General features: G+C 60.8%; 32 protein-coding genes. 8 read left to right on the top strand and 24 right to left on the bottom strand.

Going from position 1 to position 24,467, the window contains the following annotated elements:
- Nucleotides 1–44 precede the first annotated feature (44 nt).
- The 3 genes from ACWUKX_RS21375 to ACWUKX_RS21365 all read right to left on the bottom strand — a co-directional run bounded on the left by ACWUKX_RS21375 (nucleotide 45) and on the right by ACWUKX_RS21365 (nucleotide 1,313).
- A complete protein-coding gene (locus ACWUKX_RS21375; protein ID WP_456008826.1) occupies nucleotides 45–245 on the bottom strand; it encodes a hypothetical protein in 201 nt (66 codons plus the stop codon).
- A gap of 100 nt (nucleotides 246–345) precedes the next feature.
- Complete coding sequence (locus ACWUKX_RS21370) at nucleotides 346–648, bottom strand: DUF1236 domain-containing protein (protein ID WP_456008825.1); 303 nt, start codon at nucleotides 646–648, stop codon at nucleotides 346–348.
- A gap of 323 nt (nucleotides 649–971) precedes the next feature.
- Nucleotides 972–1,313: a hypothetical protein gene (locus ACWUKX_RS21365; protein ID WP_456008824.1), complete on the bottom strand. Its 342-nt coding sequence runs from the start codon at nucleotides 1,311–1,313 to the stop codon at nucleotides 972–974.
- A gap of 136 nt (nucleotides 1,314–1,449) precedes the next feature.
- On the opposite strand from ACWUKX_RS21365, the gene ACWUKX_RS21360 reads away from it, so the two are divergent.
- Complete coding sequence (locus ACWUKX_RS21360) at nucleotides 1,450–1,680, top strand: hypothetical protein (protein WP_456008823.1); 231 nt, start codon at nucleotides 1,450–1,452, stop codon at nucleotides 1,678–1,680.
- A gap of 71 nt (nucleotides 1,681–1,751) precedes the next feature.
- Here ACWUKX_RS21360 and ACWUKX_RS21355 read toward each other — a convergent pair whose 3' ends face one another.
- The 6 genes from ACWUKX_RS21355 to ACWUKX_RS21330 all read right to left on the bottom strand — a co-directional run bounded on the left by ACWUKX_RS21355 (nucleotide 1,752) and on the right by ACWUKX_RS21330 (nucleotide 3,959).
- A complete protein-coding gene (locus tag ACWUKX_RS21355; protein ID WP_456008822.1) occupies nucleotides 1,752–2,045 on the bottom strand; it encodes a hypothetical protein in 294 nt (97 codons plus the stop codon).
- A gap of 113 nt (nucleotides 2,046–2,158) precedes the next feature.
- Nucleotides 2,159–2,503: a hypothetical protein gene (locus tag ACWUKX_RS21350; protein ID WP_287335813.1), complete on the bottom strand. Its 345-nt coding sequence runs from the start codon at nucleotides 2,501–2,503 to the stop codon at nucleotides 2,159–2,161.
- Nucleotides 2,482–2,694 carry a hypothetical protein gene (locus ACWUKX_RS21345; RefSeq protein ID WP_456008821.1) on the bottom strand — a complete coding sequence of 71 codons (213 nt, stop codon included), beginning with the start codon at nucleotides 2,692–2,694 and terminating at the stop codon, nucleotides 2,482–2,484. Before ACWUKX_RS21345 ends, ACWUKX_RS21350 begins: the two co-directional genes overlap by 22 nt.
- Nucleotides 2,679–2,945: a hypothetical protein gene (locus ACWUKX_RS21340; protein WP_456008820.1), complete on the bottom strand. Its 267-nt coding sequence runs from the start codon at nucleotides 2,943–2,945 to the stop codon at nucleotides 2,679–2,681. Before ACWUKX_RS21340 ends, ACWUKX_RS21345 begins: the two co-directional genes overlap by 16 nt.
- A gap of 1 nt (nucleotide 2,946) precedes the next feature.
- Complete coding sequence (locus ACWUKX_RS21335) at nucleotides 2,947–3,165, bottom strand: hypothetical protein (protein WP_029351719.1); 219 nt, start codon at nucleotides 3,163–3,165, stop codon at nucleotides 2,947–2,949.
- Entirely contained in the window at nucleotides 3,162–3,959 is a 798-nt protein-coding gene (locus ACWUKX_RS21330; RefSeq protein WP_456008819.1) for an N-acetylmuramidase family protein, read from the bottom strand. The genes ACWUKX_RS21335 and ACWUKX_RS21330 overlap by 4 nt, the downstream gene beginning before the upstream one ends.
- 99 nt (nucleotides 3,960–4,058) lie before the next feature.
- On the opposite strand from ACWUKX_RS21330, the gene ACWUKX_RS21325 reads away from it, so the two are divergent.
- The 5 genes from ACWUKX_RS21325 (at nucleotide 4,059) to ACWUKX_RS21305 (ending at nucleotide 6,208) form a co-directional block, all read left to right on the top strand.
- Nucleotides 4,059–4,238, top strand: coding sequence for a hypothetical protein (locus ACWUKX_RS21325; RefSeq protein WP_029351723.1), 180 nt, complete (start codon nucleotides 4,059–4,061; stop codon nucleotides 4,236–4,238).
- A 421-nt stretch (nucleotides 4,239–4,659) separates the two neighbouring features.
- Nucleotides 4,660–4,854, top strand: a complete 195-nt coding sequence (locus ACWUKX_RS21320; RefSeq protein ID WP_456008818.1) for a hypothetical protein — start codon at nucleotides 4,660–4,662, stop codon at nucleotides 4,852–4,854.
- Between the two features lie 142 nt (nucleotides 4,855–4,996).
- Complete coding sequence (locus ACWUKX_RS21315; RefSeq protein ID WP_456008816.1) at nucleotides 4,997–5,167, top strand: hypothetical protein; 171 nt, start codon at nucleotides 4,997–4,999, stop codon at nucleotides 5,165–5,167.
- Between the two features lie 251 nt (nucleotides 5,168–5,418).
- On the top strand, nucleotides 5,419–5,658 hold the full coding sequence (locus ACWUKX_RS21310) for a hypothetical protein (protein ID WP_456008815.1): 240 nt from the start codon (nucleotides 5,419–5,421) through the stop codon (nucleotides 5,656–5,658).
- Nucleotide 5,659: 1 nt separating this feature from the next.
- Nucleotides 5,660–6,208 (top strand): acyltransferase, encoded by a 549-nt coding sequence (locus ACWUKX_RS21305; RefSeq protein WP_456008814.1) that lies wholly within the window; start codon nucleotides 5,660–5,662, stop codon nucleotides 6,206–6,208.
- Here ACWUKX_RS21305 and ACWUKX_RS21300 read toward each other — a convergent pair.
- Both ACWUKX_RS21300 and ACWUKX_RS21295 read right to left on the bottom strand, forming a co-directional pair.
- Nucleotides 6,201–6,569 (bottom strand): hypothetical protein, encoded by a 369-nt coding sequence (locus ACWUKX_RS21300; protein WP_456008813.1) that lies wholly within the window; start codon nucleotides 6,567–6,569, stop codon nucleotides 6,201–6,203. The genes ACWUKX_RS21305 and ACWUKX_RS21300 overlap by 8 nt on opposite strands.
- Nucleotides 6,570–7,153: 584 nt before the next feature.
- Entirely contained in the window at nucleotides 7,154–10,336 is a 3,183-nt protein-coding gene (locus ACWUKX_RS21295; protein WP_456008812.1) for a hypothetical protein, read from the bottom strand.
- 250 nt (nucleotides 10,337–10,586) lie between these two features.
- On the opposite strand from ACWUKX_RS21295, the gene ACWUKX_RS21290 reads away from it, so the two are divergent.
- Nucleotides 10,587–12,527: an acyltransferase family protein gene (locus ACWUKX_RS21290; protein WP_456008811.1), complete on the top strand. Its 1,941-nt coding sequence runs from the start codon at nucleotides 10,587–10,589 to the stop codon at nucleotides 12,525–12,527.
- Nucleotides 12,528–12,544: 17 nt separating this feature from the next.
- Here ACWUKX_RS21290 and ACWUKX_RS21285 read toward each other — a convergent pair whose 3' ends face one another.
- The 11 genes from ACWUKX_RS21285 to ACWUKX_RS21235 all read right to left on the bottom strand — a co-directional run bounded on the left by ACWUKX_RS21285 (nucleotide 12,545) and on the right by ACWUKX_RS21235 (nucleotide 22,153).
- A complete protein-coding gene (locus tag ACWUKX_RS21285; protein WP_456008810.1) occupies nucleotides 12,545–12,901 on the bottom strand; it encodes a hypothetical protein in 357 nt (118 codons plus the stop codon).
- 306 nt (nucleotides 12,902–13,207) lie between these two features.
- A complete protein-coding gene (locus ACWUKX_RS21280; RefSeq protein WP_456008808.1) occupies nucleotides 13,208–13,579 on the bottom strand; it encodes a hypothetical protein in 372 nt (123 codons plus the stop codon).
- 222 nt (nucleotides 13,580–13,801) lie between these two features.
- Nucleotides 13,802–14,116: a hypothetical protein gene (locus tag ACWUKX_RS21275; protein WP_456008807.1), complete on the bottom strand. Its 315-nt coding sequence runs from the start codon at nucleotides 14,114–14,116 to the stop codon at nucleotides 13,802–13,804.
- A gap of 55 nt (nucleotides 14,117–14,171) precedes the next feature.
- The gene (locus ACWUKX_RS21270) at nucleotides 14,172–14,312 is read right to left on the bottom strand and encodes a hypothetical protein (protein WP_456008880.1); all 141 of its coding nucleotides are present in this window, start codon (nucleotides 14,310–14,312) and stop codon (nucleotides 14,172–14,174) included.
- 166 nt (nucleotides 14,313–14,478) lie between these two features.
- Entirely contained in the window at nucleotides 14,479–14,778 is a 300-nt protein-coding gene (locus ACWUKX_RS21265; protein WP_456008806.1) for a hypothetical protein, read from the bottom strand.
- A 44-nt stretch (nucleotides 14,779–14,822) separates the two neighbouring features.
- On the bottom strand, nucleotides 14,823–15,077 hold the full coding sequence (locus tag ACWUKX_RS21260) for a hypothetical protein (RefSeq protein WP_456008805.1): 255 nt from the start codon (nucleotides 15,075–15,077) through the stop codon (nucleotides 14,823–14,825).
- Nucleotides 15,078–15,234: 157 nt separating this feature from the next.
- Nucleotides 15,235–17,733 carry a hypothetical protein gene (locus tag ACWUKX_RS21255; RefSeq protein WP_456008804.1) on the bottom strand — a complete coding sequence of 833 codons (2,499 nt, stop codon included), beginning with the start codon at nucleotides 17,731–17,733 and terminating at the stop codon, nucleotides 15,235–15,237.
- Complete coding sequence (locus tag ACWUKX_RS21250; protein ID WP_456008803.1) at nucleotides 17,733–18,224, bottom strand: hypothetical protein; 492 nt, start codon at nucleotides 18,222–18,224, stop codon at nucleotides 17,733–17,735. The genes ACWUKX_RS21255 and ACWUKX_RS21250 overlap by 1 nt, the downstream gene beginning before the upstream one ends.
- A 2-nt stretch (nucleotides 18,225–18,226) precedes the next feature.
- Nucleotides 18,227–18,886, bottom strand: coding sequence for a hypothetical protein (locus ACWUKX_RS21245; protein ID WP_456008802.1), 660 nt, complete (start codon nucleotides 18,884–18,886; stop codon nucleotides 18,227–18,229).
- Nucleotides 18,887–19,106: 220 nt separating this feature from the next.
- Nucleotides 19,107–21,560 (bottom strand): hypothetical protein, encoded by a 2,454-nt coding sequence (locus ACWUKX_RS21240; protein WP_456008801.1) that lies wholly within the window; start codon nucleotides 21,558–21,560, stop codon nucleotides 19,107–19,109.
- Nucleotides 21,560–22,153: a hypothetical protein gene (locus tag ACWUKX_RS21235; RefSeq protein ID WP_029351743.1), complete on the bottom strand. Its 594-nt coding sequence runs from the start codon at nucleotides 22,151–22,153 to the stop codon at nucleotides 21,560–21,562. The genes ACWUKX_RS21240 and ACWUKX_RS21235 overlap by 1 nt, the downstream gene beginning before the upstream one ends.
- 117 nt (nucleotides 22,154–22,270) lie before the next feature.
- On the opposite strand from ACWUKX_RS21235, the gene ACWUKX_RS21230 reads away from it, so the two are divergent.
- Nucleotides 22,271–22,747: a hypothetical protein gene (locus ACWUKX_RS21230; protein ID WP_456008800.1), complete on the top strand. Its 477-nt coding sequence runs from the start codon at nucleotides 22,271–22,273 to the stop codon at nucleotides 22,745–22,747.
- 211 nt (nucleotides 22,748–22,958) lie between these two features.
- Here the strand turns inward: ACWUKX_RS21230 and ACWUKX_RS21225 are convergent, their stop codons facing one another.
- Nucleotides 22,959–23,234: a hypothetical protein gene (locus tag ACWUKX_RS21225; protein ID WP_456008799.1), complete on the bottom strand. Its 276-nt coding sequence runs from the start codon at nucleotides 23,232–23,234 to the stop codon at nucleotides 22,959–22,961.
- A gap of 87 nt (nucleotides 23,235–23,321) precedes the next feature.
- Nucleotides 23,322–24,311: a Coat protein gene (locus ACWUKX_RS21220; protein ID WP_456008798.1), complete on the bottom strand. Its 990-nt coding sequence runs from the start codon at nucleotides 24,309–24,311 to the stop codon at nucleotides 23,322–23,324.
- Nucleotides 24,312–24,467: the final 156 nt, after the last annotated feature.

Below are 24,467 nucleotides of genomic sequence, written 5' to 3'. Positions count from 1 at the left end.
AATTTCGATCGGCGTCTTCGTCGGTGTCTTGGGCGGCTTCAGCCCTAGTCGGATAGAACCGCGACACCGAGAAGTGCCGCCTTTTTGGTGATCAGCCCCGCCAGATCCGCGTCCGAGCGCTCCGTTCCAGTTCGCTCACGCACCTCTGCAATCAACTCCTTCATCGACAACAGGGCAGTGCCCCGTTCAGCAAGCAGCTTGTCGACAGATGCGGCCACATTGCGTGACTGGACATGGGGCAACATGGAAATGGCTCCTTCCCGCGACAAGACGATCAAGAGCCGGCTGCCTGCCGGCGAGCCGCCGCTCCCTCTTGCGTCTTTCCGAGAGAGCGGCGGGTGTAGGTCAGTCGATGACCTGCACGATCCTGCGGGTGCCGGGATCGACCAGCACGGTGCGACCGTCGACGACCACGTATCTGTATTGCACGTCGGGAACCTCGATCGGGTGAAGTTCAACCGTTTCAGGCAGGGTGGAACCGATGTTGAGCTCCACTCCCAGGAGGCTGATCGACGCCAGCGGGTGCTTCTGCACATATTCGCGGACGACTGTCTGCTGCTCGGGCGTGATAATCACCTGGTCTGCGGTGGCCACGCCGATACCGGCGAGCAGAACCAGCCCGGCGGCAGGAACAAGGTGGATTTTCATCGTCTTCTCCTGTCTGGTTTGCGGGCTCCGCCTTCCACAGTCGGGAACGGCGCGCCCAGATTGTAAAACGCAGACGTAACCTTCTTTGTTCCGTGAGCGGCGGCCAATCGATCGCCGCATTGGTGCCGCCTTGGTGGAACCGCAGTGGCCCGCGTTCCTGTCGCAGGCACGCGGGCCGATCGGATTGCCCGATCAGCAGCGATACCGGAGGGGGTGATATCGACTGCTTCGAGAGGAACATTTAGCAAGAGCTAATGTTCCGGGCCGAAGGCGAAAAAGCCTGCCGGGGCACCCGTCAGGCGCGAGGCGGCAAAAGCCCGAATCTATTGTTTCGGCGGCTGTGCCGGCACCTCGCCGGGCTTGAGCACCGGTGTCTTCCCTTGGTCCGGCGGCGGTGCGGCCATGCCTTGATCGCCGGTCGGCGGCGGTAGCAGCACGCCGTTGCAGGGATCAAGCGTGTCGGTCAGGCTGTCGCTGGCACCGTTGCTGACGGGCGGCTTCTGCTGCTGGCCGTTCTGCGGCTGGGCCTGGCAGGGGCCGGCAGGCGCCTGGTCTTGTGTCTCCGTCTGGGCGGCAACCGGCGCCGCCAACGCCAGTGCACCCAGCACGCCCATCATCAGCGTGCCCGTCATCAGCGTACTTGGCAAGAATTCGAAAGATTTCATGTCGAACTCCTTTCCCGCGAAGGATCACCTCCTTGCCAAAGCAGGTGGGCGGCGATTGGTTCCCGTATGCTGCGACGCGCCCGGTTCCATGCTATCGACTGACAGGATAGTTTTTGAGCGGCAAGCGACGAGTTCCATGGAAAACGCGAAAAACCGCCCCGTTCCGGGGCGGGCGCAGCATGTTGCGGAATCGTTAATCAGCGATTGCTACTATTGGACCATGACCAAGAATCTCGGAAACGCCGTCAGGAATGCCCCGAAGGAACCGGCAAGGAGCTCCGCCCTCAGCCGGCTGGCGCCCGCCTTGTTTCCCCTGGCGGTCGTCGCGCTTGGATATCTGATTGGCTGGCAGTTCTTCGGCTTCTAGGGCATCGGCCCCTCGATGTCGCGCGAAGAGACGTCGCGCGAACAGACCTTGCATTAGAGGCCGGCTGCTTCTCAGTCCGGGAAATCGAAAACCGGTTCCTCGCATCGATGGACCCGACATTGACCGTCAAGCGTCCGGACATAGGAGGCGACTGGCACGTCGGGCCAGTCGCACTCATTGCCGTATTGGCGGACATATCGATCATAGGTGTTGCGGCCGGTGGTCAGGACGATCGCGCGCTCGGTCTGGATCAGCTGCTGCGTCTGTTCGCATGTCATGGTGCGCGCATCCGGCCGGGCGTAAGCCGCGCTTGTGGCGCCGAGCAGAATCGCTGCGGCTGTCGAGACGATTGGGCGAGCTGGCATGGTACATCCTCACGAGGGTCGTGCCTAACGCGCACTGTCGCCCGTGGTTCCGCACCTTCACCCGGGTCTCCCGCAAGAGGCTGTTACTGCGGCGCAATAAGACAGGCGCGATCTCACTCCTCCTTCTCCGGCTTGAACCGCCTCACCACCACCTCGAAGACGATGTCCGAAATCCACATCGCCGAGACGCCGATGAGGAACGCCGCGGCCAGCGTCGTGGTGTCGTCGTCAGGCGAAGGAACAGGCAGGCCGGCGCGGATGTAGTGCACCACGGGAAGCGTCAGGTAGGCCGCCGCCAGCGCGCCGCAGATCGGCGACGCCACCATCTCGCGAACCTTGTAGCGGTGGCGCGACAAGGCTCGCAAAATGCCGCCGGAAAGGCCGGCGACCACCACCGGCGCCTTGATGCCGAGAGCGTCGAGAAACTCCTGTATCATCACGGCCTCCACCCGCACCATCTGGCGCCCTTCCCGTTGTAGGCATTCACCTCGTCGAGCTCGGGCCGCGACATGGCGGCGACGACGAGGGCGGACGGACGCCGCGCCTGATTGTGGTCGCACCAGACCTGACGCGCGGGCGAAGCCGGCGTTGTGCATCCGGCGAGCAACAGGCCCCCGAGCAGCAGACCGATCATCAGTGCCTTGCCCATCGCATCGCCTCCCGCCGTGCGGCTTCGTCCGGCAGGTCGCGCGCCGCGCGTTCGGCATCGGTGGCCTCGCGGTCCATTTCGAGGCGATCCTGCGCGACGGCGAGTTTTTCCGCCGCTCGCCTGGCCGTATCCTTCCTGGCCCGGCTGATGCCGCCGGCGACAAAGAGGCCGATGCCGCCGACGAGTGCTGCGAAGATCGCCATGATCGCCTTGTTGCCGGCGAGCGCGCTCAGCATGGAAAGCACCCACATCTCAATTGCCCTCCACGGCGGGCTGTCTTCTGACGAGGCCGGCGACGCCGTCGCGGACGACATTCATCAGGATCTTGAGCAGGGTCAGCACCCCGGTGATCTTGAGCGCCAGGGCCGCGTCGATGCCGAACATCGTCCAGTCGAAGCCGACCAGGCCGGTAAGCAGCAGGATCAGCACATTGATCAGATTGTGCGCGGCATTGGTATTGAACCACGTCATGGCTTTGCCTTTCGAAACAAGGAGAGGATTGCGGCAACCAACGGAGCCAGGACCGCGGCCCAGAATCCGGGCAACGGTCCGGGCCGGACTCCAGCCCTGCCCGGCTCTGCCTCCGAAGTCGGGGAACCGTTCAGCTGCGGAGCCTGCGGGATCGGAACAGGCGCTGGAGGCTGTGCTGGGGCAGCGGGCGGCCACTGCGTGTCCCTGATCCCAGACCATTTGCGGAACGCGTCGGCAAGCCTGATATCGTAGGCGTTTTTCCCAAAGGATGCGCCGTTGTAGCCCTTGGCAAAGCCGGCCCAATCATGATTGCGCAATTTGCCGTCGAGCCGGTTGGCGGCGATGAAATTGACCGCCGCCGCCAGCTGCAGCGCCTCGTCCTCCATCATGGCTTCGACCATGGCCTGCACGGTGGGGAAGCCGGCCGCCTTGAAATTCTCGCCGAGAACCTGGCCGAGCCCCCATGACGCCGATCTGAGCGCCGCCGTCTCGTCGATCGCGATAGCCGCTTTCAGGCGCGGATAGCTGTCCCGGGGATAAGGCTTTTCGCCCCACCTGACATAGGCAAGTCCGGCCGCGACTGCTTGCGCCCGCTTCGCCCCCGACAGGTTGCGGAAAAAGACATGCGGCTCGAACAGGATGATCGGCCGGCCATGGGCGTCGAAGCCATGCCCGCTGGTCTCGACGTCGAGAAACGCGTGGATCTCATCCTCGCCGACGCCGATCCTGGCGCCAAGTTTTGGCAGATCGAGGTCGACCAGGCGCCTGGCGGCGCCCTTGAACGTGGTATCCATGGTCTTGTCCTTTCCGCCCAGGTCGCGGGCAGGTTGATGTTTGCAGCCGACTGTGTGAAATGAGCCCAAGAGGAGCGGAGATCGGGAGGACAGCGGCCCATGTCGCAGGATGAAGGAACGGCGCGCTGGACGGTGAAGGCCGAGCTATGCGCGGTCGGCCGCGACAAGCCCTTGCTTGTGGCGCTGGCAGCGATCCTGTGCCTCTATTGCGGGCTGGTCGCCGGGCCGATCCTCTATGCGTTCCTGGCTATCCAGGGCATGGCGGATTTTTTCAAGTAACGGTGTTGACCATTTGAAAACAGCTCGATCCGTCTTGCTGCCTGATCCGAAATTGCTTAGCCGGGATGAAACTGCTCCCATGAACCGTTCGTACCGTGTGGGACACAGGGTGCGGGAGGGCACGTGACAATAAGGATTAGGCTTCCGGGCGGGACCTTGAAGATCAAGACGAGGGACGAGCTGCGCCGCCGCGAACAGAAGCGCGAAGTTCCGGTCTGGCAGGTCGGAAATTACTTCATCGTCTGGTGGCCGAGCAGCATATCGGATCGTCCGTCCAGGCCCCCGCCAAAACGATGAGCCTGCGCCCGGACCCTTCTGAAGACAGTCCTGGAAATAGTCCCAGAAATAGACAATGACCGGCTGTTGACTCTTCCGCCGCGGAAGCTCTCTAATTGCTGCGCTGCACAATGGGGGTTGGCTGATGGCGGTTCGTATCGAGTTGCCGGGCGGCACCTTGAAGATGAAGGTGTATCGGGAATTGCGCGCGCGCACCCGCCGCATCCCCGTCGCCAAGATCGGTCCGGTCTATTTCACCTGGTGGTCGAACCGCCAGCGTCCTCTAGATGACCCGCCGGGTGCACCGGACGATCCTGACCAATCCCGGGCAACGCCTTGACGCCCTGAACCGTCATCGGGCGCCTGCGCTCAATCCTTCCGGAACAGTCAAAAACGCGCCTATTGGCGTTGACTCTTCCCCGGGGAAGTTCTCTACTTGCTGCATACACATCATCGTAGCGTTGCACGGCGGGGTTGAACCGATGGCAGTGCGTATCAAATTGCCGGGCGGCACCCTGAAGCTGAAAGTCTATCGCGAATTGCGGGAGCGCGAACGCGAGCGTCGCGTGCCGGTGATGAAGATTGGTTCGCTCTATTTTGTCTGGTGGTCGAACAGCCAGCCTCACGACAAGCCGCAAGACAGCCGTCATTAGTCTTTGCAGTCTTTGCGGCATTCGCCTGCGCGGGCTACGGCGTGTCTTTTGGACGCGCAAGCCAGCCAGCCGCCGCCGAAATTCTCGACTCACAAGATCGCTCGGTACAAACCTATCTAGGGTCGACGAAATGCTACCTGCACTGGCTCGTTGCCAGAGGCCATGTCGAGCCAAACGAATTACCGCGTGAACACCTCACGATCACGCTTGCAAAGCGGAGATGCTTGCCGCAAATGGTGGGAGCCCAACGGATGCTGCCCCTGACAATGCGAACTAACCTGCCGGTGGCACAAGCTCTCAAGCGCTTTTCGGTCCAAGCAATCGCTGGCCGACACATCCCTGCGCCAATGATGGAAGCCGACGACGAGCACGATGCGCGGGCAGCATTGAAAGAGCTTAGTAAGCAAATGCCACAACGGCACCTCATGCTCTGCGACGGTTTGCAGGTTATCGCCGAGAGGCAGCAACAAACACGATACGGAAGACACTGACATGCCTTTTGTGCCGCCCTTTCTGCAACGCCTAGCGGGCGTCAATGTTGGCGCCCGCACGAAGATGGCCATTCAGAGCGTCCGCACTGCCCGCCGTGGCCATCATTCGATCGGCGAGGACGGGATCATCAACTGCTACTTCTCGTTTGATCGACCAGAAGCGCGGATCACGATCGGACGGCGCTGCTACATCGGCAAGAGCCACCTAGTCGCTGCAGAACACATCACTCTTGGCGATGATGTCGTTATCTCATGGGGTACGACGATCGTTGACCATAACTCGCACTCGCTGGATTGGAAGCAGCGAACAAGCGATGTCGCCGAGTGGCATCAAGGCAAAAAGAACTGGTCGGTTGTCGGCATCGCGCCGGTCACAATCGATGAGAATGTCTGGATCGGCTTTGGCGTGACAATCCTGAAAGGTGTCACGATCGGCAAGGGCGCGGTCGTCGGCGCGGCGTCTGTCGTCACGAAGGACGTAGAGCCCTTCACGGTCGTTGCCGGAGTTCCGGCTAAAAAGGTCCGCGACCTTTCAGAATCAACTACTTAGTGCTGCAGAGCGCTCCGGCCATGTACGCCATGCTCCGCACCGCAGTCTTGGGCGCGACCTTGAGAAATTCGGTCCGCAACTTGTTTTTCACCCATCCTTTGGACCGCCCGGCCAGGTGCTGTTCATAAGCGAGATCGTGAGCAAACGTCATCAGCCTATCGACCTTGAGCCCGGAAGTATTGAGCAGATTTTCGAACGTCAGCGGCGTGTAGAAATTGACATGCCCATACGGCCCGGACATCCGAATGGCGCGATTGAGGTTTCTCGTATGCTCCAGCGCCACCTCGATGTTGAGCTTCTTGCAGACGCTCGCCGCCTCCATCAAAAACATCCGTTCGTGCTCGACGACGTGGATGGCCAATCCAGGTCGAACGACTTGTCGGAGTGCGGAATGTGGAAGCCATCAAAAACATCGAGCTCTTCCGACTAGGGATTTTCCGTGCCTTGATGGCCTCAATACCCGAGGTGGAAATCTCGTCGGCCCCGAGTGTCTTTGCCAGATTTCGTTTGAGCTTGTCCAGCACAGCCCCTTCACCGGCCCCGATATCAAGGACCTTTTCGAAGGTCTCCCCGGGAGGATCGCTTCTATATGGCCGACTGATTGCTGCGAAGCAATTTCGCGTTTCGCGGCTACTTTGCCATCTGCGTAGTAATCATCATAGATCGCTATAATGCTGCCGGCGTCCGCCATAGAGAAATCCTCCTAAGGATCACCCCCGCCAAGCCAACCGTGCCATAGTGCGCGAACCGCGTCCAGTGCGGACTAGGCGCCTCCCAGCCACACTTCGACGAGCCTTCGGCATCGTCCTTAGGCACTGTGATTCCTCGACTATAAGTTCGGGTCATTGAACTGTTAGGATCTTCTTTCCGACGATCACCCATTCCTCGCCCTCTTCAAGCGTCGCGATCACTTTACCCTTGCACTGAATTGCGAATGGCGTGGCTTTATCCCCTTTCCGCGACGTATTCGATGAAGCGCAACGCATTGCCGTCGTGGCCGGCGTCGTTGAAGTGCAGGCCTTCTTGATAGGCCCCCGAGTTGATGTAATCGAACCCGTCGATCGGGATCGTCAGCACATTGCGCGACCGGTAGGTTTGGCGGATCGCGCCAAGCGCTGCGTCGTATGTTCGGCCGCCCGTATAGCTGCCATCCCAAGACGAGGACGGGCGCGTTGGCGGCATTACGATGATGCGGGGCGCCAGGGCCGCTTCCAGCGTGTTGATGATCGACGTGATGTTCGTTGAAATCGTCGCCGGCGGCGTGCCAAAGCTGTCGTTGATGCCCAGGGCGAGGACCGGCACGATCTTGCCGCCAGCATAGCCGCATTGTGCGACCGCAGAAGCAAGGCGCGGCGCGTTGAAGGACGCGAATGTATAGCTTCCGTGCGCGGCGCGCAGCGTCCGCAGACGCGGGCGCGAGCCGGCCGCCTTTATGCCGAGACGGATAAGCCCGGTGATCTCCACAGGTCCGCCTGCGACCGTGAGGGTATAGTTTCCGCTCGCCGCCTGCCCTGTCAGGGACGGGCCGGAATATTGATCGAGTGCCAGAGCACCGGCAGCGTTCACAGTCTTGTAGGCCGCGCCGCCGTTGAAGGCGAAGGCGAGCGAGCCTTGACCGGCGTCCTGGGTGTAGTGGACGTCGACCTGTTCATAGGCGCCCGTGAACGCCAGGGACGCACCATCCGCAAGGATGATGCTTTCGCCGAGCGGCCCGCGCGTTCCCGTCGAGACGGTTCCGCTGGTCGTGACGCCATAGAAGGCGGGCGTGTATGTAGAGCTTGGCCGCAGCGCCGTCATCCCCGGTTCATCGTCAGCAATACCGACATTTGCGAACTGCGTGACGCGATTGAACCAGTGTGCGGGGCCGTTGCTGGCCAGTGCCCAATGACCGATGCTATCAGCGATCAGGCAGAGCACGTCGTTGTTCGCGATATGCTCTGCCATCTTGGCCCGGAAGCCATCATAAAGATTGAACAGCGACGGGCGAGCCGGAACGAAAAACCTCCGGCCGCCGACGAACGGCTTTCCGGGCCCCCAAAAGCCGTCACCCGACTTGGGCATCGCCGTCAGCGCGAAGCTGCCGGGCGGCACATAAGGATATGAGTGAGCGGCCCCGGCCGAAGCAAAGATTGCGGTCGCGTCAACGACGCCATTCGGGTCGGCGTCCGCCAGCAGGTTCATGCCGGTGTTTTGCGCACCGCCGGCCAAAGCCCGCGTAGCATCGGCGATGAGGCCAGTTTTGATCGTGAACGCGACCTCATAGCGGTGCTGGGTCGATGATGCCACAGTGGCGCCGTTCGACAACACGCCGGCCTTGATCCATGCGGGAATGCCCTGCGGATTGACGCTGTTCTGAAATTTGTAGCCGCCGCTGCTTATCGCCGGATATTGCCCCGCTGCAATCGGGATGCTTAGGGGAATTTCGGTCACACCATTGGCCAGCGTGATCCGATGTGTGCTGATCACGTTGACGGTCAGGTCGCCGTTGTACTGGATAACGTGAATGTTGGCCGCGCCGGAACCGCTTGCCCCGGCATTAACTTCGGTAATGTACCCATCGGACGGCGCTGGCGTTTGCATGACAACGCTGTAGTTCGACGGGGTATTCGTGCCTGTGTTGACCAATGACGGCCAGCCAACAACCTGCTCTGATCCGACAATATCAGCCAGTTCGTTTGCGGTAGCATAGGCAGCACGCGCCTTGACGCCGATTTCGCCCGTGAAAGTTGCCTTCCATTGCGGGCCATTGGTAAAGCCAATGGTCTTGGCGGTGTTCGACGTAGGAACCGCCGCCGTGAACCACTCGGCTTCGCCGTTCGGAATGGCCCCCGCCGTATAGTACCAGGTGCCGGAGCCGGTGCGCTGGAGGCCCATGACACTGCCGGCCGGTTTCAGGATCGAGAGCCCCGAGTTGACGGAGGACGGGCCGGCAACGGCAAGGATGGTTTGTTCAGAGACGAGACTCAGCGTGCCGTCGCCCTCGACGTGGGCAAAGACGACATGAATGGTCCCGGCTGTCACACCGAAGCCGAGCTCTACGCTCGACAGATATTCATCTATCGCGGACAGAGACCCCGGCCAGTAATAGACAGAAGTGTTAGTGATAGCCGTGCCGCCGACCGAGCCGGTAATGGCAACCGGACCCACCGTTCGCGATCCGATCAAGGCGATGACTTCCGCCGCTGACGCGCGAACGCCCGTGTCGATGGCAACCGGCCCCGCCACTACGTTGTACATTCCGAGGATACCGGCGCCGGTTTCGGTCCAAAAGTATTCACCAACCTCAACATTCCGGGCAAGAACCGGTGGGGCGCTGGCACCAGCGAGGCCGGCTGACGCGCCAAAGCTAAAAGCAGGCGCGGTGGTATAAGAACCCGACGCCGTGATGAGGATCATAGTGACTACGCCGCCAGCGACGATGAACCGACCGGCAGCGCCAGAGCCAACACCGCCAGTAATGGCGAGATCGAATGTCCCATCAGTCCCGCCAGCACCGCCCACGAGCGCACCGCTACCAACGATACCAAAGCCGACCGCCGCCGCGATCGTCGGGAAGATGCCCTTGCCGTACAAAGACGCGTCGCGCGCCGCCTGGGCGCTGGCCAGATTGGCCGCGGTCTTGACGACATCGGCGGCGGTCAGCCCGGCATTGGCGGCGGAGGTGGCGGCGCTGGCGGCTGCCTGGCCGGCACTGGCGCCAGTGGCATCCTTCAGCACCTGCGTTTCATCGCGCAGCGCCTTGACCTCATCGACAACGTCTGAAATGTCGGGCGACACAAACGGGATAATGGCGATGGCGTCGGTGCCCACGACCGGCTCGTCGGCCGTAAACTGAAACACCCGGTCGGCATTGACTGTCCCTACCTGGGTGTGGACCGTCGTTCCCTTCTGCAAGGTTCGGGCGGTGCGGGCATCGGCGGCGCGAAACCATTCGCCTTCGCTCACCGTGTAGATCCCGTTCTGCGTCGGGTCGGACTGGTCCTTGACCAGCACGCGGTCGCCAACCTCGCATGGCACACCATCGATGGTCTGCAGGCCATGCCGAATGATGTTGGTAGCGGTCGCCAGACGCACGGGTTCGCGTTCGCCGGTCAGAATTCGAACGGCGGCAGTTGCAGGTCGGGCCATCAGGCTTGCTCCATGATAAAAGCCCCGCAAAGCGAGGCTTGAAAGTGTTTTGGTGTTCGGATTTCAGTGCGTGGCGCTGGAGCGCGGTCTGAAATACAAAATCAGCGATCGTTGCTGCAGGTTTGTGCAATCCTTTTCGACCGCACTGTCGATCGAGGAAAAACCGGTGACATCGTGGCACCCTGAGGTGGCACGGTGGCTCTGGTTCTATTATAGACGGATACTGCCGTCGGGGACCTGAACCTTCAACATGCACACCAGAGTCGGAAGCGCGGCTTCGCACCTCATTGGCTATCGGGCGGACATTGACGGCCTGCGCGCGATCGCCGTCATTTCGGTGATAGCATTCCACCTGTCGAGATCGGTGCTGCCGGGAGGATATCTGGGGGTCGACATCTTTTTCGTGCTCTCGGGCTACCTGATCACGCTGATTTTGTGGCGCGAGGCGGTCAAAGGGCAGTTCTCGATCATGCGCTTCTATGAGCGGCGGATTCGCCGGATCATGCCGGCACTTCTTCTGCTGCTGTTTTTTGCCACGGTTGCAGCGGTCGTTCTGCTGTTGCCTGCCGACCTGATCGGGTACGGCAAGAGCGTTCTGGCCACCCTGACTTTCGTGGCCAACATCTATTTCTGGCGGGATACTGACTATTTTTCGAGGGCGGCAGAAGCGAAGCCGCTCCTGCATGTCTGGTCGCTCGGCGTCGAGGAGCAGTTCTACATCGCCTTTCCGCTACTGATCGCCGTCTTCGCCCGCTTCTGGCCTCGAGCGACACTACCCGCCATCGCTATACTCACCCTCGCCTCACTGGCGGCCAATGTACTGGCGCTCAGGATTGGCGGCGCGTCACCTGCGTTTTTCCTGCTGCCGACCCGGGCTTGGGAACTCGGAGGGGGCGCTCTGATCGCACTCCTGCCGCGCGATCGGGCACCATATGGGTTGGCCGCTGGCATTCTCGGGGCGGCCGGCTCGGTCGCAGTCCTTGTCGGCATCGCCAGCCCGGTTCAGTGGTTTGGGTCGGTCCCGGTTGCCCTGCCTGCGGTGATTGGAACAATGCTTCTGATTTTTGCCGGCCAAGACAAGCAGTCGCCGATCAACCAGATGCTAGCGATCCGGCCCCTGGTGTTCGTCGGGCTGATCTCCTACTCGCTCTATCTCTGGCACTGGCCGGTGATCGTCTTTTCGCAGTATTACCTCGTCCGAGACCTTCATCCCGGCGAAATGGTCGTTGCCATTGTGGTGATGACGAGCTGCGCCGTTCTTTCGTGGCGGTATGTCGAACGCCCCTTCCGCAGCAAGTCCATCCCGGCTCGATCCGTGTGCACCGCAGCTGGCTCAGGTGCCGCTATGCTGGCGGCTGTTGCCGGGGCGCTGATCTGGTCGAATGGGCTGCCCAGCCGCATGAGCGGTGAAGCCGCAGCCATCAACGCGGCGGTCGGGACCAATTATCGTTGCCCTGTTCCTAACTATATCCGCATGGGTCAGTCGCGCGCCTGCGTGCTCAACCTTCCGTCTCGCAACCCCGCTGACGCGAACGTCGTCCTGCTGGGAAATTCCCATGCGCAGATGTATGCCCCCTTATGGGAAACCATCCTCACCGAAAGAGAGTTGGCTGGTCTCTTAGTCCCTGCGAACGGCTGTCTGCCGACCGTATCAGTCAACATCTCCCGTTCCTGCATTGGCGTGGCCAGCAGCAACCTCGCGGAGATTGGCAACCTTTCAAACTTCGAGACCGTCATCCTTGGTTTGACGTGGGCGCATGACGGTCTTGTCGATGCAGCAGGAAAGAAGATCGACAATCGAGACGGCGTGGAACTCGCTCGCGGGCTTGACGATCTGATCGGTCGTCTACGTGGGTTTGGCAAAAACGTCGTGCTAGTCGGCCCGATCGCCTACCCTGGTTGGGACATGCCTTCCGAGCTAAGCCGAAGCCTCGCCTTTGGTCGACCCCTAGAAAAACCGACTTACCTTCCGGCCGAGGAGTTTCAACGACAATACGGGGCTGCTCTTCAACATTTCGAGACTCGTGACAATATCGGCTTTGCGCGCCCGGACAAAGCGCTGTGTGATACAAGCCGGTGCAATTATGTTCTTGAGGGACGATCCATGTTCGCGGACGCTAGCCATATTGCCCAAGCGGAATTGTTCCGTTTTCGGTCGATCTTTGCTGAAGCGCTGGCCACGCAGCGCTGAGCTTGTAACGCTACGGCCTATGGCAGTCCGCCAACGCGCCGCTTTGTCCAGCCGGCGATTGTCAGCCCCAACGCCATGCCGGCGCAGTCGGCAACCCAGTCGAACCCATCCAGATCGCGCCCTATCAGTTGGGTGCCCTGAAGAACCTCGATCGCCGCGCCGGTAAAGGCGAGAAGAACAACCAGCCTTGCCTTGTGTCCCGGCCAGCCGAGGCTTCCCAGGGCCGCCAGCACCGCGAATGCGATGGCGTGTTGGAGCTTGTCATCGTGAAGCGTGACGGCCATGCCGAGATCCGGCAAGAACCGCACCGGCAGAAGAGTAAGCAGGAGAACGCCGGCCAACGTGACTAGGAAAACGATTCTTGCCAGCATCATCGGGTATGATTCTAAGCGCAAAAAGATACAGTCAGTCCTTCATCTGAAAAAGTCTGGCATCTGAAAGTCTGGCGAGCCTGACACGGCCCCGACAGGACCTCGCGCGACATTGGAGGCTGCGGTACGCCATAGGTTACTATCATGACCAAAATCAGACCGCCGGCCGGTGCTCGCACGATTGGCCGCGTTTGTCGGCGAGCCCAGTACATTACTCTCGAAGTTCCCGCAAAATCTTTTCGTCGAGGAATTTGAGACGGCTGCCCAACATTTCAGCGTTAGCGGGATTTGCCGGCACATTGACAGGGATCAGCTTCGCGACCGACTTCCCCTGGCGCGCGGCTCGACCCAGTCTTCCATTGCGCCAATGTATCCGTCCAGCGCCTCATACGAAGTCTTGACGTCGTCGCCGGGCATATATGCGGGAGGTACATCACCCACGATTACCCATATCCATTGGGGCACATCTGGTCTGCCGGGTGAAATCTCGAAAAGAAAAATGTATATTATCCCCTCGGCACCATATCCAAGATATTCGCCTTTGATGGCCGATACCCAGTCATAGAATTCGAGATATTGGCGCGCTTCGATACGGGCAGAGTCAAGCTCGTCCTCGCCTGTGCTGATATCGGCAGGAGGCAGGCGCGTGACGCTGCTTAGATCTGGGATGGCATCGTTCAATTTTTCCTCCAAAGCATCACCATGGCCCGACAACTCCAAACAGAGCATGTCTATCATTGCTCTCGCGAGGTTATGAGAAAATCGAGAACGCGTCTCGAGATGACAAGGCGATAATCTGACGCGATTCCGAAGTCGTCGCGGCCTGCTTGCCCGTTCACCTTGAGCCACATCAATGGGGGACACCCACCTCAGGCTCCATTTCTTGAAAGTAGTCGGAGGTGGTCACTTCAGCATCGGCGAATGTCTCACCCGAAAACCCATCTCCAACAGTGCGCGTTTGGCCTCTTCGGTAACAAGAAGACAGGGAAAGGTCGTCACCAACGCAGAATCAAACCAGCCTTCTATCTGGTAGTGAAGCTTGCTTACGATTGGCGGATGAACGCTGGTGTCCAGAACGGTGTTTTCGCCTAGGCCACCAGCCACGTGCCGCTTTATGTAGAAATATGGCCCCGTTGAATTGTCAGCAAGGCTGCGCAGGTGGCCGTCCAGCAACATAGACCCAATGGCGGCAATCCACCGCCTCAGCGTCGCAACCACCTCTCACCCCTTTCGAACCGGCAGGCCACACCGCTGCACCACATGGCCTGTGTGTCTAGGAAAAGTTCCGGATGTTGACAGGCGTTCCCGGTGGCATGCCTTTTAGCTTGGCTATGAGCTGACCCATGATGTGCCAGTAGACTTCCAGGTCCGACAATTCCTGGTTTGAGATATCGTCCTCTCCGCCGAGAAACAGCGGTTTCTTATAGCCGATGCACTGGTCATAGGCGGGTTCGGCCCCGCCGGAATCGCGCCAGTCTGCGTAGCCAACGCCGCATCTTCGTCCTCCCTGACATCGATCTCATGGAACGTCCTGACATTGGCGGGAACCTGCAGAGCCTCCCCGGTGCCTGGCTCGAACATCACGATCTGGCTCCCCTTGCTCGAGCTCTGAGAGTCGACGGCAAATGCGTCCCCTGCCAATCGTAGCCAAAGCAGGTGATCCGCCCGGCGAACTCGGGAAAACCCAAGGTGACCCTCGCGTTCCACTGCGCCACGTCCTGCGAACGAATGATTCGGTACAGGCCATGTTTGAACGAGGCACCACCGAAACTGGTCAGCAGTTCATTCAAACCGGGAATTTTTGTCTCAAAGGATTCGCTGCCGGAAACCACCACCAGCCTGCTTTCAACGGGAAAGTGTTTTTGGAATGTCTCGAACACTGCGATTTCCATCTACCAGCCGATTAAATCTGACGGTGCCCAACCTACTCCTGCCGGCCGTCGAACGGTTTGATGGTAGCGGAAGGGAGACCTCGCTCATCAAACACATCGAAGACGCGCTCTGATAGGACGAGGTTCAGGTTCTTGGCGATGCCGAAGTCATCGTGACCCGCCTTCCCGTTCACCTTCAGCCACACAAAAGATGGAAGCTCTACCTCGGGCTGAAGTTCGCGGAAATCTTCGGACGTTATGACTTCAACAGGGGCGAATGTCGCTCCGGTGAAGCCGATTTTGGACAATGCGTGCGCGGAATCCTCCGTCACGAGGTAACACGGAAATCTCGTTATAAGAACGTCACCGACCATCCCTCCATCTGATACACAAGCTTGCTTACGATAGGGGGGTGGACACTGGTGTCCATGACGGTGCCCCTACCCAGAATGTCATAGTATCTCATCATTCACCTATTGGAGGATCGAACAAATGCCCGTACTTCTTGTCGATTTCGGCAACATAGTCAAGGATCTGCTGACGGGTAGCATGAGGGTTTTCATTATAAAAACCTTCCCACTCGTTCCGAATAACTTTATGGTGCAAATTTATGTCGAATTCCTTTCGAATTCCTCGAAGATTCTCGATTGAATGCAGCTCTTTCTCCGCAAAGAGCCCAGGATACCTTTCAAAAACTCGCTGCTCGACGCCATGGTGCACTACATAGTCGCTTTTGTTGAGACGAGGATTCGCGTCGAAGAAGGTTTTTCGATAATCGTTTGATTTCGCCCACCCAACTTTCGCCCCGGCGTGTTTGATAGTTGACAGGTCCCTGGCAAGCATCGCAGCAAGCAGCGCGGTGTCAAATGCACCATCGGATATTTCACCGGCTCGCGTCCTCCGGCGTGGAACTCGTGGCGAGACCGAGCGCGCAAGCGCTTGCTGGAATTGCAGAGTTTCGGCGTTGACAGCCCAACCAACTGCCTCGCCCGCTTCGGTAAATTCAGATGGCCGCTTCGAAAACCTGGAGAAAGTCTCTTCTCCAGGCTTGACAAACTTGCCAGCCCGCCTGAGCGCCGCGGCCGCAACACTTTGGGTCGGAATGGCGCCCGCGAACTTTAGCGCGGCTTCGCCGTAGTTGCCGTGCAGCGCAGCGACCGCCGATTCCTCTAACGCAAACGAAACCCCGAGAGGCGTGAAATCCGATAGAGAAATGCCGCCGGTCTCGCCAAGCCCTGTGGAACCAACCAGCCCCGCCGCGAGACGGCCCCGAAGACTGGCTGCCCGATTCTCGCCAGTTATCAATCCTCCAAGCCACTCACGGTTCGTCTGGATACGATTAGTAACCTCGGCATTTGCTCCCGATCGTCCTGGTTCGACAGTGTTGGTTAAATCGAGCAGCATCATCGGGTCGACTACAGCTGCCCGGACCGACCTGTCCGCGATGCTGTTGTCCGTTTGGGACGCACCGGTCTGAAGCAGATGGCCAAGCACCGCTTCGCGTGCGGCTTGAGTGGGAAGCGCCGCGAACACATTGCGCAGCTCTCCGCTCTGGTCTTGCGGCTGGGCCTTGAGTTCGCCGACAATGTCCTCTGCGACGGAGTTGGGCAGCGGCTGAATGGTCTCGAAGCCCAACTGCTGCTGAGCGGCGATAGAGCCGATGATTGCCGCCTGATAATCTTCCGGCCTCGTCAGATTGTTCCAGGTGGCATCCAGGTTCGCGAATGCCTTTCGGGCATAGCCGCCCGGATCGGCCTGCCTGGCCTTTAACGTCAGGTCCGCGGCGGTGGTGATGGCGTCGTGGCGCGCACTGTCTGCCGTCGGGTCGGCGTCCTTGACCATGGCCAGCACGGCGTTATTCGACAGGTCGCGCATGCTGTGGAATTGACGACTGACCTCGATGGTCCTGTTGAACGCTTCGAAGCGCCTGGCGCCTTCGGTGGCGCCATAGAGAGCGACGAACTGTTCCGGCGTTGGGATAGGGCCGGAATAGGTTCCAGTGTCCCTGATGGCGGCCGGTGCATTCTGCTTGGCCAAGCTAATGTTAGTGCGTGTTTCGACTTGCCGCATCGCGTCGGCGGCTCGAGCTTGCTTGACCAACGCTGGCCGGTCTTCGGGCGCAATGTCATCCCGAAAGGACTGCGCCACCCTTTCATCCGGCGTCAACTTGCTGACGCGATCGCCTTTCGCGGCCGCTTGCTTCCCTTGCGAACCCGCGCCCAGCTGCATGCGCACCGTTTCGCCCATGCCATCGGGCGCGGCCTGCGCACCACCCAGCATCTCGGCGGCGCGCTTCGGGTCCTGGGCGATCATCGCCAGGACGAGCGCCTTGGCCGCGTTGCTGCGCCACGCGGTTTCGGCCGCTTGCCTGGCCACCGGGTTGCCTATCTTGCCGATGAAATCGAGCCCGTCTTGCCGGATCGCTTCGAACGTTGCGGTATCGTTGGGATCGCTCTGCGCGATCGAGCCGGTGTAGATGTTTTCAACCTTGGTCCACTCGGCCTGCTCGTAACCATCGCGTCGCGCCTGCTGCCTGGCGGCCATCCGCGCCGAGCCGGCCGAGCGCAGGACTTCCTTCTGTCTGGTGAAATTGGCGCGCTGGCCCTCGGGCACTTTCGGCAGGGTGCCGTCGAAGAGCGTGTCGAACAGGCCTGATTTGATCACCTGGCCGGTGCGTGGATCGACCTGGCCATACATGCTGTCATGCAGGCCGCTGCCATCGGCCGGCGCATTCTGGATTGCATCGTTTTCGGCCTGCGCGATCTGTCCATTGAACTGCCGGCTGACGATCTCGGCGTCGAACACTTCCTGCTGCTGCTTCCGCTGCTGGAAGCGCTCGGCTATCGCCGAGAGTTCATCACCAAAACCTTGCATGGCAGCGCCGACAGGCGAGCCGCCGGGATAGGAAACCACGCTGCCGGTATCGAGCCGGCGCTGGGCAAGCTGGAGCGGGATGGTCGCCATCAGTAAAGCCCTCCGTCAGGCGCCGGCGGGAAGGCGCTCTTGCCGAACGTCACGGCCTTGCTCGGGTCGTAGATGCCGGAAAGACCGGACACGAGATTGCCGCCGGCCTTGAAGATCGAGGCCGTCAGCGCCTGCTTGCCCGAAAAGCGCGAGATGGCAGCCTGCGTGGTGAGATTGTTCTGGCGCAGCTGCAAGCCGTACTGGATCGCCTTGATCTCGAGCTGGCCCTGCCTTGCATTGGCGGCCAGCACCTCGGTCGGCGAGCCCGATATGCCGACGCCGGAGGCGCCGGCCTGGGCGCGCGCCTGCGACAGCAAGAGATCCTGCTTGTGGCGTTCCTGGCCCTGTTCGAAGGCGGCGGCTTGCGCATCGGCTCGCGCCTGCTGCTCATAGGCCTTGGCCCGATAGTCGGCCATCTGCCTCGACTGCTGGCCCTCGACCAGCGCGCCGCCGACCGAAAGAGCCGTGCCGATAAGGGCAAGTGTGCACATGGTCAGCCTCGTTCGCTGGCGACGGGAATGAATTTGCTTCTGACGCCTTCGACTGGCGCGCCGAGCGCGGCGCGCGGGTCGAGCGCGCCGCCGGGGCTGAGGAAAGAGAGAAGCAGTCTGTCGGCCTGGATCGCCGGCCGGCTGAGACGGGCGGGTACCGCCGCGCGCGGACCAGCCATGGCAGCGCGCCGGGTGGTAGTCAGGTTGATCTTCAGGTCGGCAACGCCGGCGGCGTCGAACAGGCCGTTGGCGGTGGTGATGGCGCGGTTCAAGGCATCGGCCTCGAACAGATCCTGGCGCAGCTGTTCGATCAGCCGGTGGACGGTGCGCCAGCGCTCGCCGAGGGAAGCGGCCTTGGACTTGATCTCGTCCCCCAGGGCGACGATGTCGGCCCGAGCTTCGCCTTGCGCAGCGGCGGCGCGGCGGCTGTCCGCCGCCTCGATGGTTTTCTCCAGCAGCGCGATTGCCGTATTGCAGTCTGTGAGCGCGGCGCGCACTTCGCCCAAGTCGCCGTCGCCGAAGATCGCACTGTCCTCGGCCTGTTCCAGTTCCTGTTTGCGGGCGGCAGCATTGTTGAGGTCGGTGTCGAGCAAGGCGATGAGGGCAGCAAAATCGGCAGCCGTCCGCGCCCTGCCGAGATCTTCGGCATGGGGGGATGTCATTGCGGTGGATTCCTCTGGTGGCGGGTGAGGTGGAGGAGCAGGCGAACGGGGAGCCGCTATCTCCCCCCTTGAGGGGGAGATAGCCGGCAGGCCAGAGGGGGTCGTGCCGCGTGAAGCGCCGGCATCCTCTGACCGCGATAGGAGGCTGCGTCAGGACGTGCCGCCCCCCTCTGTCGCCTTCGGCGACATCTCCCCCTCAAGGGGAGATCGGCAGTTTCAACTACGGCTCGGCATCGAACACCGGCGTGAACGCCCGGATGGTGCAGGGTGTCGGGTTGGTGTGGCGGATCTTCACTCTGCCCTGGCCTTCCCAGCTGTCCTCGATCGGCACCTCGACATTGCCGGTGAACAGATTGGCCATACCGTTGGGCGAAACGATCGAGGGGATACGAACCGGCTCCCACCGGCCGCGCATCGACGACGTGATTTCCAGCCCGGTCGTGTCGGTCTCCAGCAAGGACAGGATCACCGCCGCCACCTTCTTTCGGCGTCCGACAACCGACCCGTCCTTGCCGCCGACATCAAGCTCAAGCGTATCGGCGCCGGCCTCGTATGGAAGCCCGACCTGCCATTTAGCAGCGGCGGGCGAACCAACCGGGAGTGTGACATTGCCAGCACCGCTGACTGTCAGGCGGCGGTAGACCTTCCCGTCCGCAAGCACGTCCACAATCAGGCCGATGAGATGTATTGCGCCGCCTACTGTTGTAACTGCTGCGCCGGTATAGGTCAGGCCGCAATCGACTTCGAACGCGTCGGCGATCTCGCCATATTCGAACGGAATGGTCTTGATTTCGATATAGCGCTTGGTGACTCCGCCGATGGTGCGCTTGACGAACAGCCAGAGATCATCATTGCCATCCTGTCCCGGCGTGACCACGGCGCTTTCAACGATGCCCCATGCCGAACCTGAGAACGAGCCGGCGATGCGATGCCGGTGCATGCCGCGGACTTCCTGCGAAGGCTGGTGCGTGTAGCCGCCAAGTTCTCCGTTATCCAGCGGGAACCACAGCAGCGGATCGGGATCGGTCTGGAACGCCAGTTCAACGACACCCTTTTTTGGAATGTGCTCGGAAATCTGCCCGACATCATCCGACGTGAAGCGGCCGGTGGCGCTCTGGGCAAGTTCGGCGATCGATTTGCGGGAGCGCGTCACGTAAAGGAACGACTGCCCGGCATCCACCGGACGGACCTTGGCGCAGCCAAACGTGCGGGACCGGCGGTTCTTGAAGGAAGAAGGGGTCAGCGCTTCGTCGATGCCGGAACCCGATAGGGCGCGGACCCCGCCAAGCGTTCCGATCAGCAGGGCACCATCCGAATCGGAGATCCACGTAATGTCATTGGCCTGCCCGCCGCCGGCCTGGATAAATTCAAGAGCATCGTCGTCCTTTTCCCCGAGTGCGAAATTGTCGAAGTCGCCGGTTGCGGATGCGTAGACGGAGAATTTTCGGCTGAAGGCTAACCGCTCCTCGTACAGCGAACCGCTTTCGACGTACTTGCCGGGAACGAAGGTGCCGAGACGCCAGCGGGCGATCGGGCTGAGATCGGGAAGCGCATGCCCATACAACCTGACTTTGACCACAGTAGCGCTGGTGCGGCTCGTGATATGCGCCCAGCGCCAGACAGCATCCGAGCCGAGCAAACGAATGGTACGGCCAACATCGCTGGTCTGAAAACCGGTGCCGTCATTGATGCCGACGATCGAGGACGCCGCGAGATCGAATGGCGTCTGTGTATCGCCATCCTCATGCCATCCCATTTCCGCGATCGTAAGATTGGCGTCGTCCTCCGAGCCTGAGATATTCAACCGATAGGACTGGTAGGCAGTCTCATTCTGAAACTCGAAGAAGCGCACTTCGCTGCGCGACCACCCGGTTTCCGCTGTCCGGCTGTCAAGCGAGATCCAGTTCGTGCCGTCGAAGCCCTGGAAATCCCACGCGATGGGTGCCTTTGTACCACCAGTGGAGTTTGCCCGAAGCCAGTAGCCGTCACAAACCTTGGTCGCTGTACCGGCGAAGTCATAGGACAAGAAGCCGATCGTCGTGCCGAACGAAAGGTTTGACCCATTGTCCCGGTCAAACACCTTGTAGGCGTCGGCGGACCCGTTGCTGTCGGCAGCAGTGCCGCTTGGAGCGGTGTTGTTGGTCATAAGGGGATGGACGGCGCCGGTCTCGGCAGGCGCCATGGTGGTCGCAGTTGTGTTGATGTCGTCATAGGGGCCGTCGAGAAAGGCGAACTCGGCCAGCGTCCATATGGTGTGCGCCGTGCGGGTGAGAATCTGCGGAAGGTAGTCCCTGTGGGTGATCCACATCTGGTCGGCGGATTGGACGAATTGCAGGTCGAACAGATCGGCTTCGAGATAGGGTGTCGCCACTTCCACCGTGCCGACCCGCGCGCCATAGGCATAGACGCGGACGTAGAGATCGCCGAATTCAAGCATGTAGGCCTGATCTGCCGAGAAGATGAACGGTATGCCGCGCGTCTTCTTGGCCGAAGTCTTCACCTCGCCAACGAAGTATGTCCCGCCGCGCTTGCGGATGCCGCCATGCGGCAACGTGACGAAGTTTTCGCATTTGGAAAGCGCCGCCCGATAAAGATCGAGAGACGCGCGGGCGTGTAGCCGCGGCGAGATCTCGCCACGCACGAATGTGTCCTGGACTGGATAGAGCGTCGTCATCAGCGCACAAACCCGCCGCGCTGGATCGCCCAGGACGACGTTGAAAGCCTGCCGCCACGCTGGATGGCGTTGGACTGGAATGCCGCGTCGAGCGCCCGGTCATAAGCACCGCGGGCGATGTCGATCATGCCCGCCTTGTGGGTCAGCGGATGCGCGATCTTGATGGCGAGCGCTGCAACCAGCACTTCGGTGAACAGCGCGTCCCAGTCGTTCGGATCGGTGAGGTTGGCGACGTAGCGAATGAGACGCGGCCCCGACCGGTCGCAATAGATCAGCCCGGCCTCCTGGCGCCACGCGATCGGCACGCCATCCGGCTCGCCATTATCGGTCAGCGGCAAAGGCCGCAGGCAGTCCACCGGCAATTCATAGGCAAAGTTCAGCGTGCCCGCGCCACTGCCGGTATCGGACCCGGCGACGGCGGCCGCCAGGATTGCGAACACCCAGGCGTGTTTCGTCAGCTCTGCCTCGCGGGTCAGGTCGAAATGCAGATTGAGCAGGCGGGCCGGTTTCACGTCCTGATCAAGGCTGTCGATCGGCGCCTCGTCCAGGACGCCAAGCGCCATGTTGGCGATGTCGAGCGGGGTGATGGCCATGATTTTAGGCTCCGTCTGTGTGGATCGGAAAAAGCAGGCATGGGCCCACGGCAAAAAGCCGCTTCGTAGCGGCTGAGGATTTGGTGATTTTTTGCGAAACGTTCGCACGTCTCGCGCGTGGAACCCGTCACGCCAACCACCACCCGTCAGGAAGCGGGTAGCGTCGCGGCGTTATCGGTCCCCTGTGCCCATTCGAGCGAGGAAAAGACGATAATATTGTGGCTATTGCAGTTTCACGATATCGCCGCGCAACGCGGCGATGAGTTGTGGCCTGAATTACTGCGGCATCAGCCGAAGCGTGCGCTTGTCGAGCCGCCGCCCTGTTTCGGCCGACTTGGCAACGGCGCTTGCTTGCAGCCTTCCGGCACCTCTCGCCATCGCCAAACCCCGGTCCAGGGCTTCCTGAAGACTTGTCGTATAGTAGGCGGTGTTTTCCAGACCGCTGAAGAAGTTTATGCGGTGAACTTCGCCCTTTTTGCTTATGACAATGCCCGCTTTTCGGAGCACTCTCTGAACTGCCTTGTATGTCATGTTCATGGTTACCTTCCTTGCCAAGACAAAGCAGCATCGCCCGTTTCTGTAACCATTTGGTGACGGCGATTGATTAAAGTGCAACATGAATAGGTTGCGAACCCCAAGTCTTGTTTCACTCTGGTGCAGCGCAGCGGGTGAACTTGGGATTCGCGACACTGGCCGACCTAAGCCCATCGAGCTAATTTAAGAAAACACGAAGGCGGTCCATCGCCCCCGTGGTCGGCCTTCTCTGCGGTTCAGAGCGGCGGCTTGCGATCCCGCACGGACCACATCATTCGGCTCGGCATTTTTCGGCGGGGTCAAGCATATTCCCAAATGTTTCGAGGACACCAAACCCGAAAGCCCGATAGCAACAGAGCTGCACGAAAACGAGCCAACTCAAGGCAAACACAATCATGACCGGGACAATCACGAACTCCGGCACCTTCGGAAAGCCGACAGTTGCCAACCATATCCCTAGCGCCATTGAGTAGAGGAGAGATACAAACCAAACACCGACGGTGAGCTTGATCTCGAATGGCAAGGATTGAATTGTGGCTTTGCTCAACATAATCACAACACTGGCACAGGCTTGGTGTTCGCGCCAGTGAACCGCGCTAGGGCGGGCGCTAATGCCCCGCCCCTTCCGGTCCGATCAGGCCTCGGTCGTCTTCAGCGCGATGAAAGTCATGTTCTTGACGCTCGACGCGGTGCGGTCCCAGTTCGCCGCCAGCGCCAGCTCGGCGTCGGTGGCGAATTCGCCGGCCGAGGAGGCGTCGAGGAACCGGGTGCCGGGCACATGCGGGACGAAATGCCTGCGGCCGACCATTTCGGTGACGCCGCCGCCATGGCCCTGGCGCGGCTTGCGGTCGAACTCCAGCGGCCCGCCTTCGGTGTTGACCGGCAGCTCGTTCCACAGGATTGCCTTGTCCTTGAACATGAACGCCGTGTAGACGCCCGCCGCCACCGGGATGTCGTCGTCGACGACGGCCCTGAGCCCCATGTAATAGGGGATCAGCGGCCCGCCCTGCTCGGACGGCGGCACATAGTCGATGAGGTCGGCGAGCTTCAACGCCTTCATCTGCTTGGAGTGCATCCAGATCGTCTTGAACTTGTCGGCGCGGTCGCCCATCAGATAGGCGGCCTCGATGATGTCGGTGTCGACGATGGAGGCGCCGGTGACGCGCACCAGGTCGCCCGCATCATTGGCGAGGTTGTCGGCCAGCACCCCTTTCAGGATACCGAGCAGCGTCAGCTTGTTGGCGCGCTGCCAGTAGTCGGTCTGGCGCCGCACGATCAGCTTCTGCGGGTCGTCGCCGGCGAGGATGCTGGTCAGGTCCGGAATGCCCCAGGCCTGGGCGCGGACATTGCGGGCGGCGACCTCGCGGCGCGAGCCGATCTTCTTCAACTCGATCGAATCGGCCGGATCGTCATTGACCGGCTCGGACGGATCGTTGCCGAGATCCTTCCAGCCGGGCATGTCGACGGAACGCCCGCCCATGGAGAGCTTCGAAGCGATGGCCGGGTCGGAAAACAGGATCCCGGCCTGGTAGATCTCGAGCGACTGGACATGCTCCTCGAACGAGTATTGTGCATAGACGGACGGAACGATCGCGTCCGCGACACGGGTATAGGCGTCTGCCATTTTGGTCTTCCTTCAGGTTTGGTTGGCGGAGAAGGTGTGTTGAGATTCAGGTCAGGCCGAGCCGGAGTCGAAGACGGGCGCGAAGCGACCAAACAGATGGCTTTCGAGAACCGGAGCGGAGCGGACATTAGTGCGCCGCGCGTCCTATTGGACGCG

This window comes from Mesorhizobium sp. f-mel (genome assembly GCF_053850215.1).
This window is presented reverse-complemented; position numbering and strand designations above follow the sequence as displayed.

Coding starts and splice junctions, on each gene's coding strand:
- ACWUKX_RS21220 (WP_456008798.1), bottom strand. CDS start 24,311: ATGGCAGACGCCTATACCCGTGTCGCGGACGCGATCGTTCCGTCCGTC.
- ACWUKX_RS21255 (WP_456008804.1), bottom strand. CDS start 17,733: ATGGCGACCATCCCGCTCCAGCTTGCCCAGCGCCGGCTCGATACCGGC.
- ACWUKX_RS21350 (WP_287335813.1), bottom strand. CDS start 2,503: ATGGTGCGGGTGGAGGCCGTGATGATACAGGAGTTTCTCGACGCTCTC.
- ACWUKX_RS21370 (WP_456008825.1), bottom strand. CDS start 648: ATGAAAATCCACCTTGTTCCTGCCGCCGGGCTGGTTCTGCTCGCCGGT.
- ACWUKX_RS21285 (WP_456008810.1), bottom strand. CDS start 12,901: ATGATGCTGGCAAGAATCGTTTTCCTAGTCACGTTGGCCGGCGTTCTC.
- ACWUKX_RS21310 (WP_456008815.1), top strand. CDS start 5,419: ATGCTGCCCCTGACAATGCGAACTAACCTGCCGGTGGCACAAGCTCTC.
- ACWUKX_RS21345 (WP_456008821.1), bottom strand. CDS start 2,694: ATGGGCAAGGCACTGATGATCGGTCTGCTGCTCGGGGGCCTGTTGCTC.
- ACWUKX_RS21365 (WP_456008824.1), bottom strand. CDS start 1,313: ATGAAATCTTTCGAATTCTTGCCAAGTACGCTGATGACGGGCACGCTG.
- ACWUKX_RS21325 (WP_029351723.1), top strand. CDS start 4,059: ATGTCGCAGGATGAAGGAACGGCGCGCTGGACGGTGAAGGCCGAGCTA.
- ACWUKX_RS21305 (WP_456008814.1), top strand. CDS start 5,660: ATGCCTTTTGTGCCGCCCTTTCTGCAACGCCTAGCGGGCGTCAATGTT.
- ACWUKX_RS21320 (WP_456008818.1), top strand. CDS start 4,660: ATGGCGGTTCGTATCGAGTTGCCGGGCGGCACCTTGAAGATGAAGGTG.
- ACWUKX_RS21335 (WP_029351719.1), bottom strand. CDS start 3,165: ATGACGTGGTTCAATACCAATGCCGCGCACAATCTGATCAATGTGCTG.
- ACWUKX_RS21290 (WP_456008811.1), top strand. CDS start 10,587: ATGCACACCAGAGTCGGAAGCGCGGCTTCGCACCTCATTGGCTATCGG.
- ACWUKX_RS21315 (WP_456008816.1), top strand. CDS start 4,997: ATGGCAGTGCGTATCAAATTGCCGGGCGGCACCCTGAAGCTGAAAGTC.
- ACWUKX_RS21250 (WP_456008803.1), bottom strand. CDS start 18,224: ATGTGCACACTTGCCCTTATCGGCACGGCTCTTTCGGTCGGCGGCGCG.
- ACWUKX_RS21245 (WP_456008802.1), bottom strand. CDS start 18,886: ATGACATCCCCCCATGCCGAAGATCTCGGCAGGGCGCGGACGGCTGCC.
- ACWUKX_RS21355 (WP_456008822.1), bottom strand. CDS start 2,045: ATGCCAGCTCGCCCAATCGTCTCGACAGCCGCAGCGATTCTGCTCGGC.
- ACWUKX_RS21340 (WP_456008820.1), bottom strand. CDS start 2,945: ATGTGGGTGCTTTCCATGCTGAGCGCGCTCGCCGGCAACAAGGCGATC.
- ACWUKX_RS21330 (WP_456008819.1), bottom strand. CDS start 3,959: ATGGATACCACGTTCAAGGGCGCCGCCAGGCGCCTGGTCGACCTCGAT.
- ACWUKX_RS21295 (WP_456008812.1), bottom strand. CDS start 10,336: ATGGCCCGACCTGCAACTGCCGCCGTTCGAATTCTGACCGGCGAACGC.
- ACWUKX_RS21360 (WP_456008823.1), top strand. CDS start 1,450: ATGGAAAACGCGAAAAACCGCCCCGTTCCGGGGCGGGCGCAGCATGTT.
- ACWUKX_RS21375 (WP_456008826.1), bottom strand. CDS start 245: ATGTTGCCCCATGTCCAGTCACGCAATGTGGCCGCATCTGTCGACAAG.
- ACWUKX_RS21235 (WP_029351743.1), bottom strand. CDS start 22,153: ATGGCCATCACCCCGCTCGACATCGCCAACATGGCGCTTGGCGTCCTG.
- ACWUKX_RS21240 (WP_456008801.1), bottom strand. CDS start 21,560: ATGACGACGCTCTATCCAGTCCAGGACACATTCGTGCGTGGCGAGATC.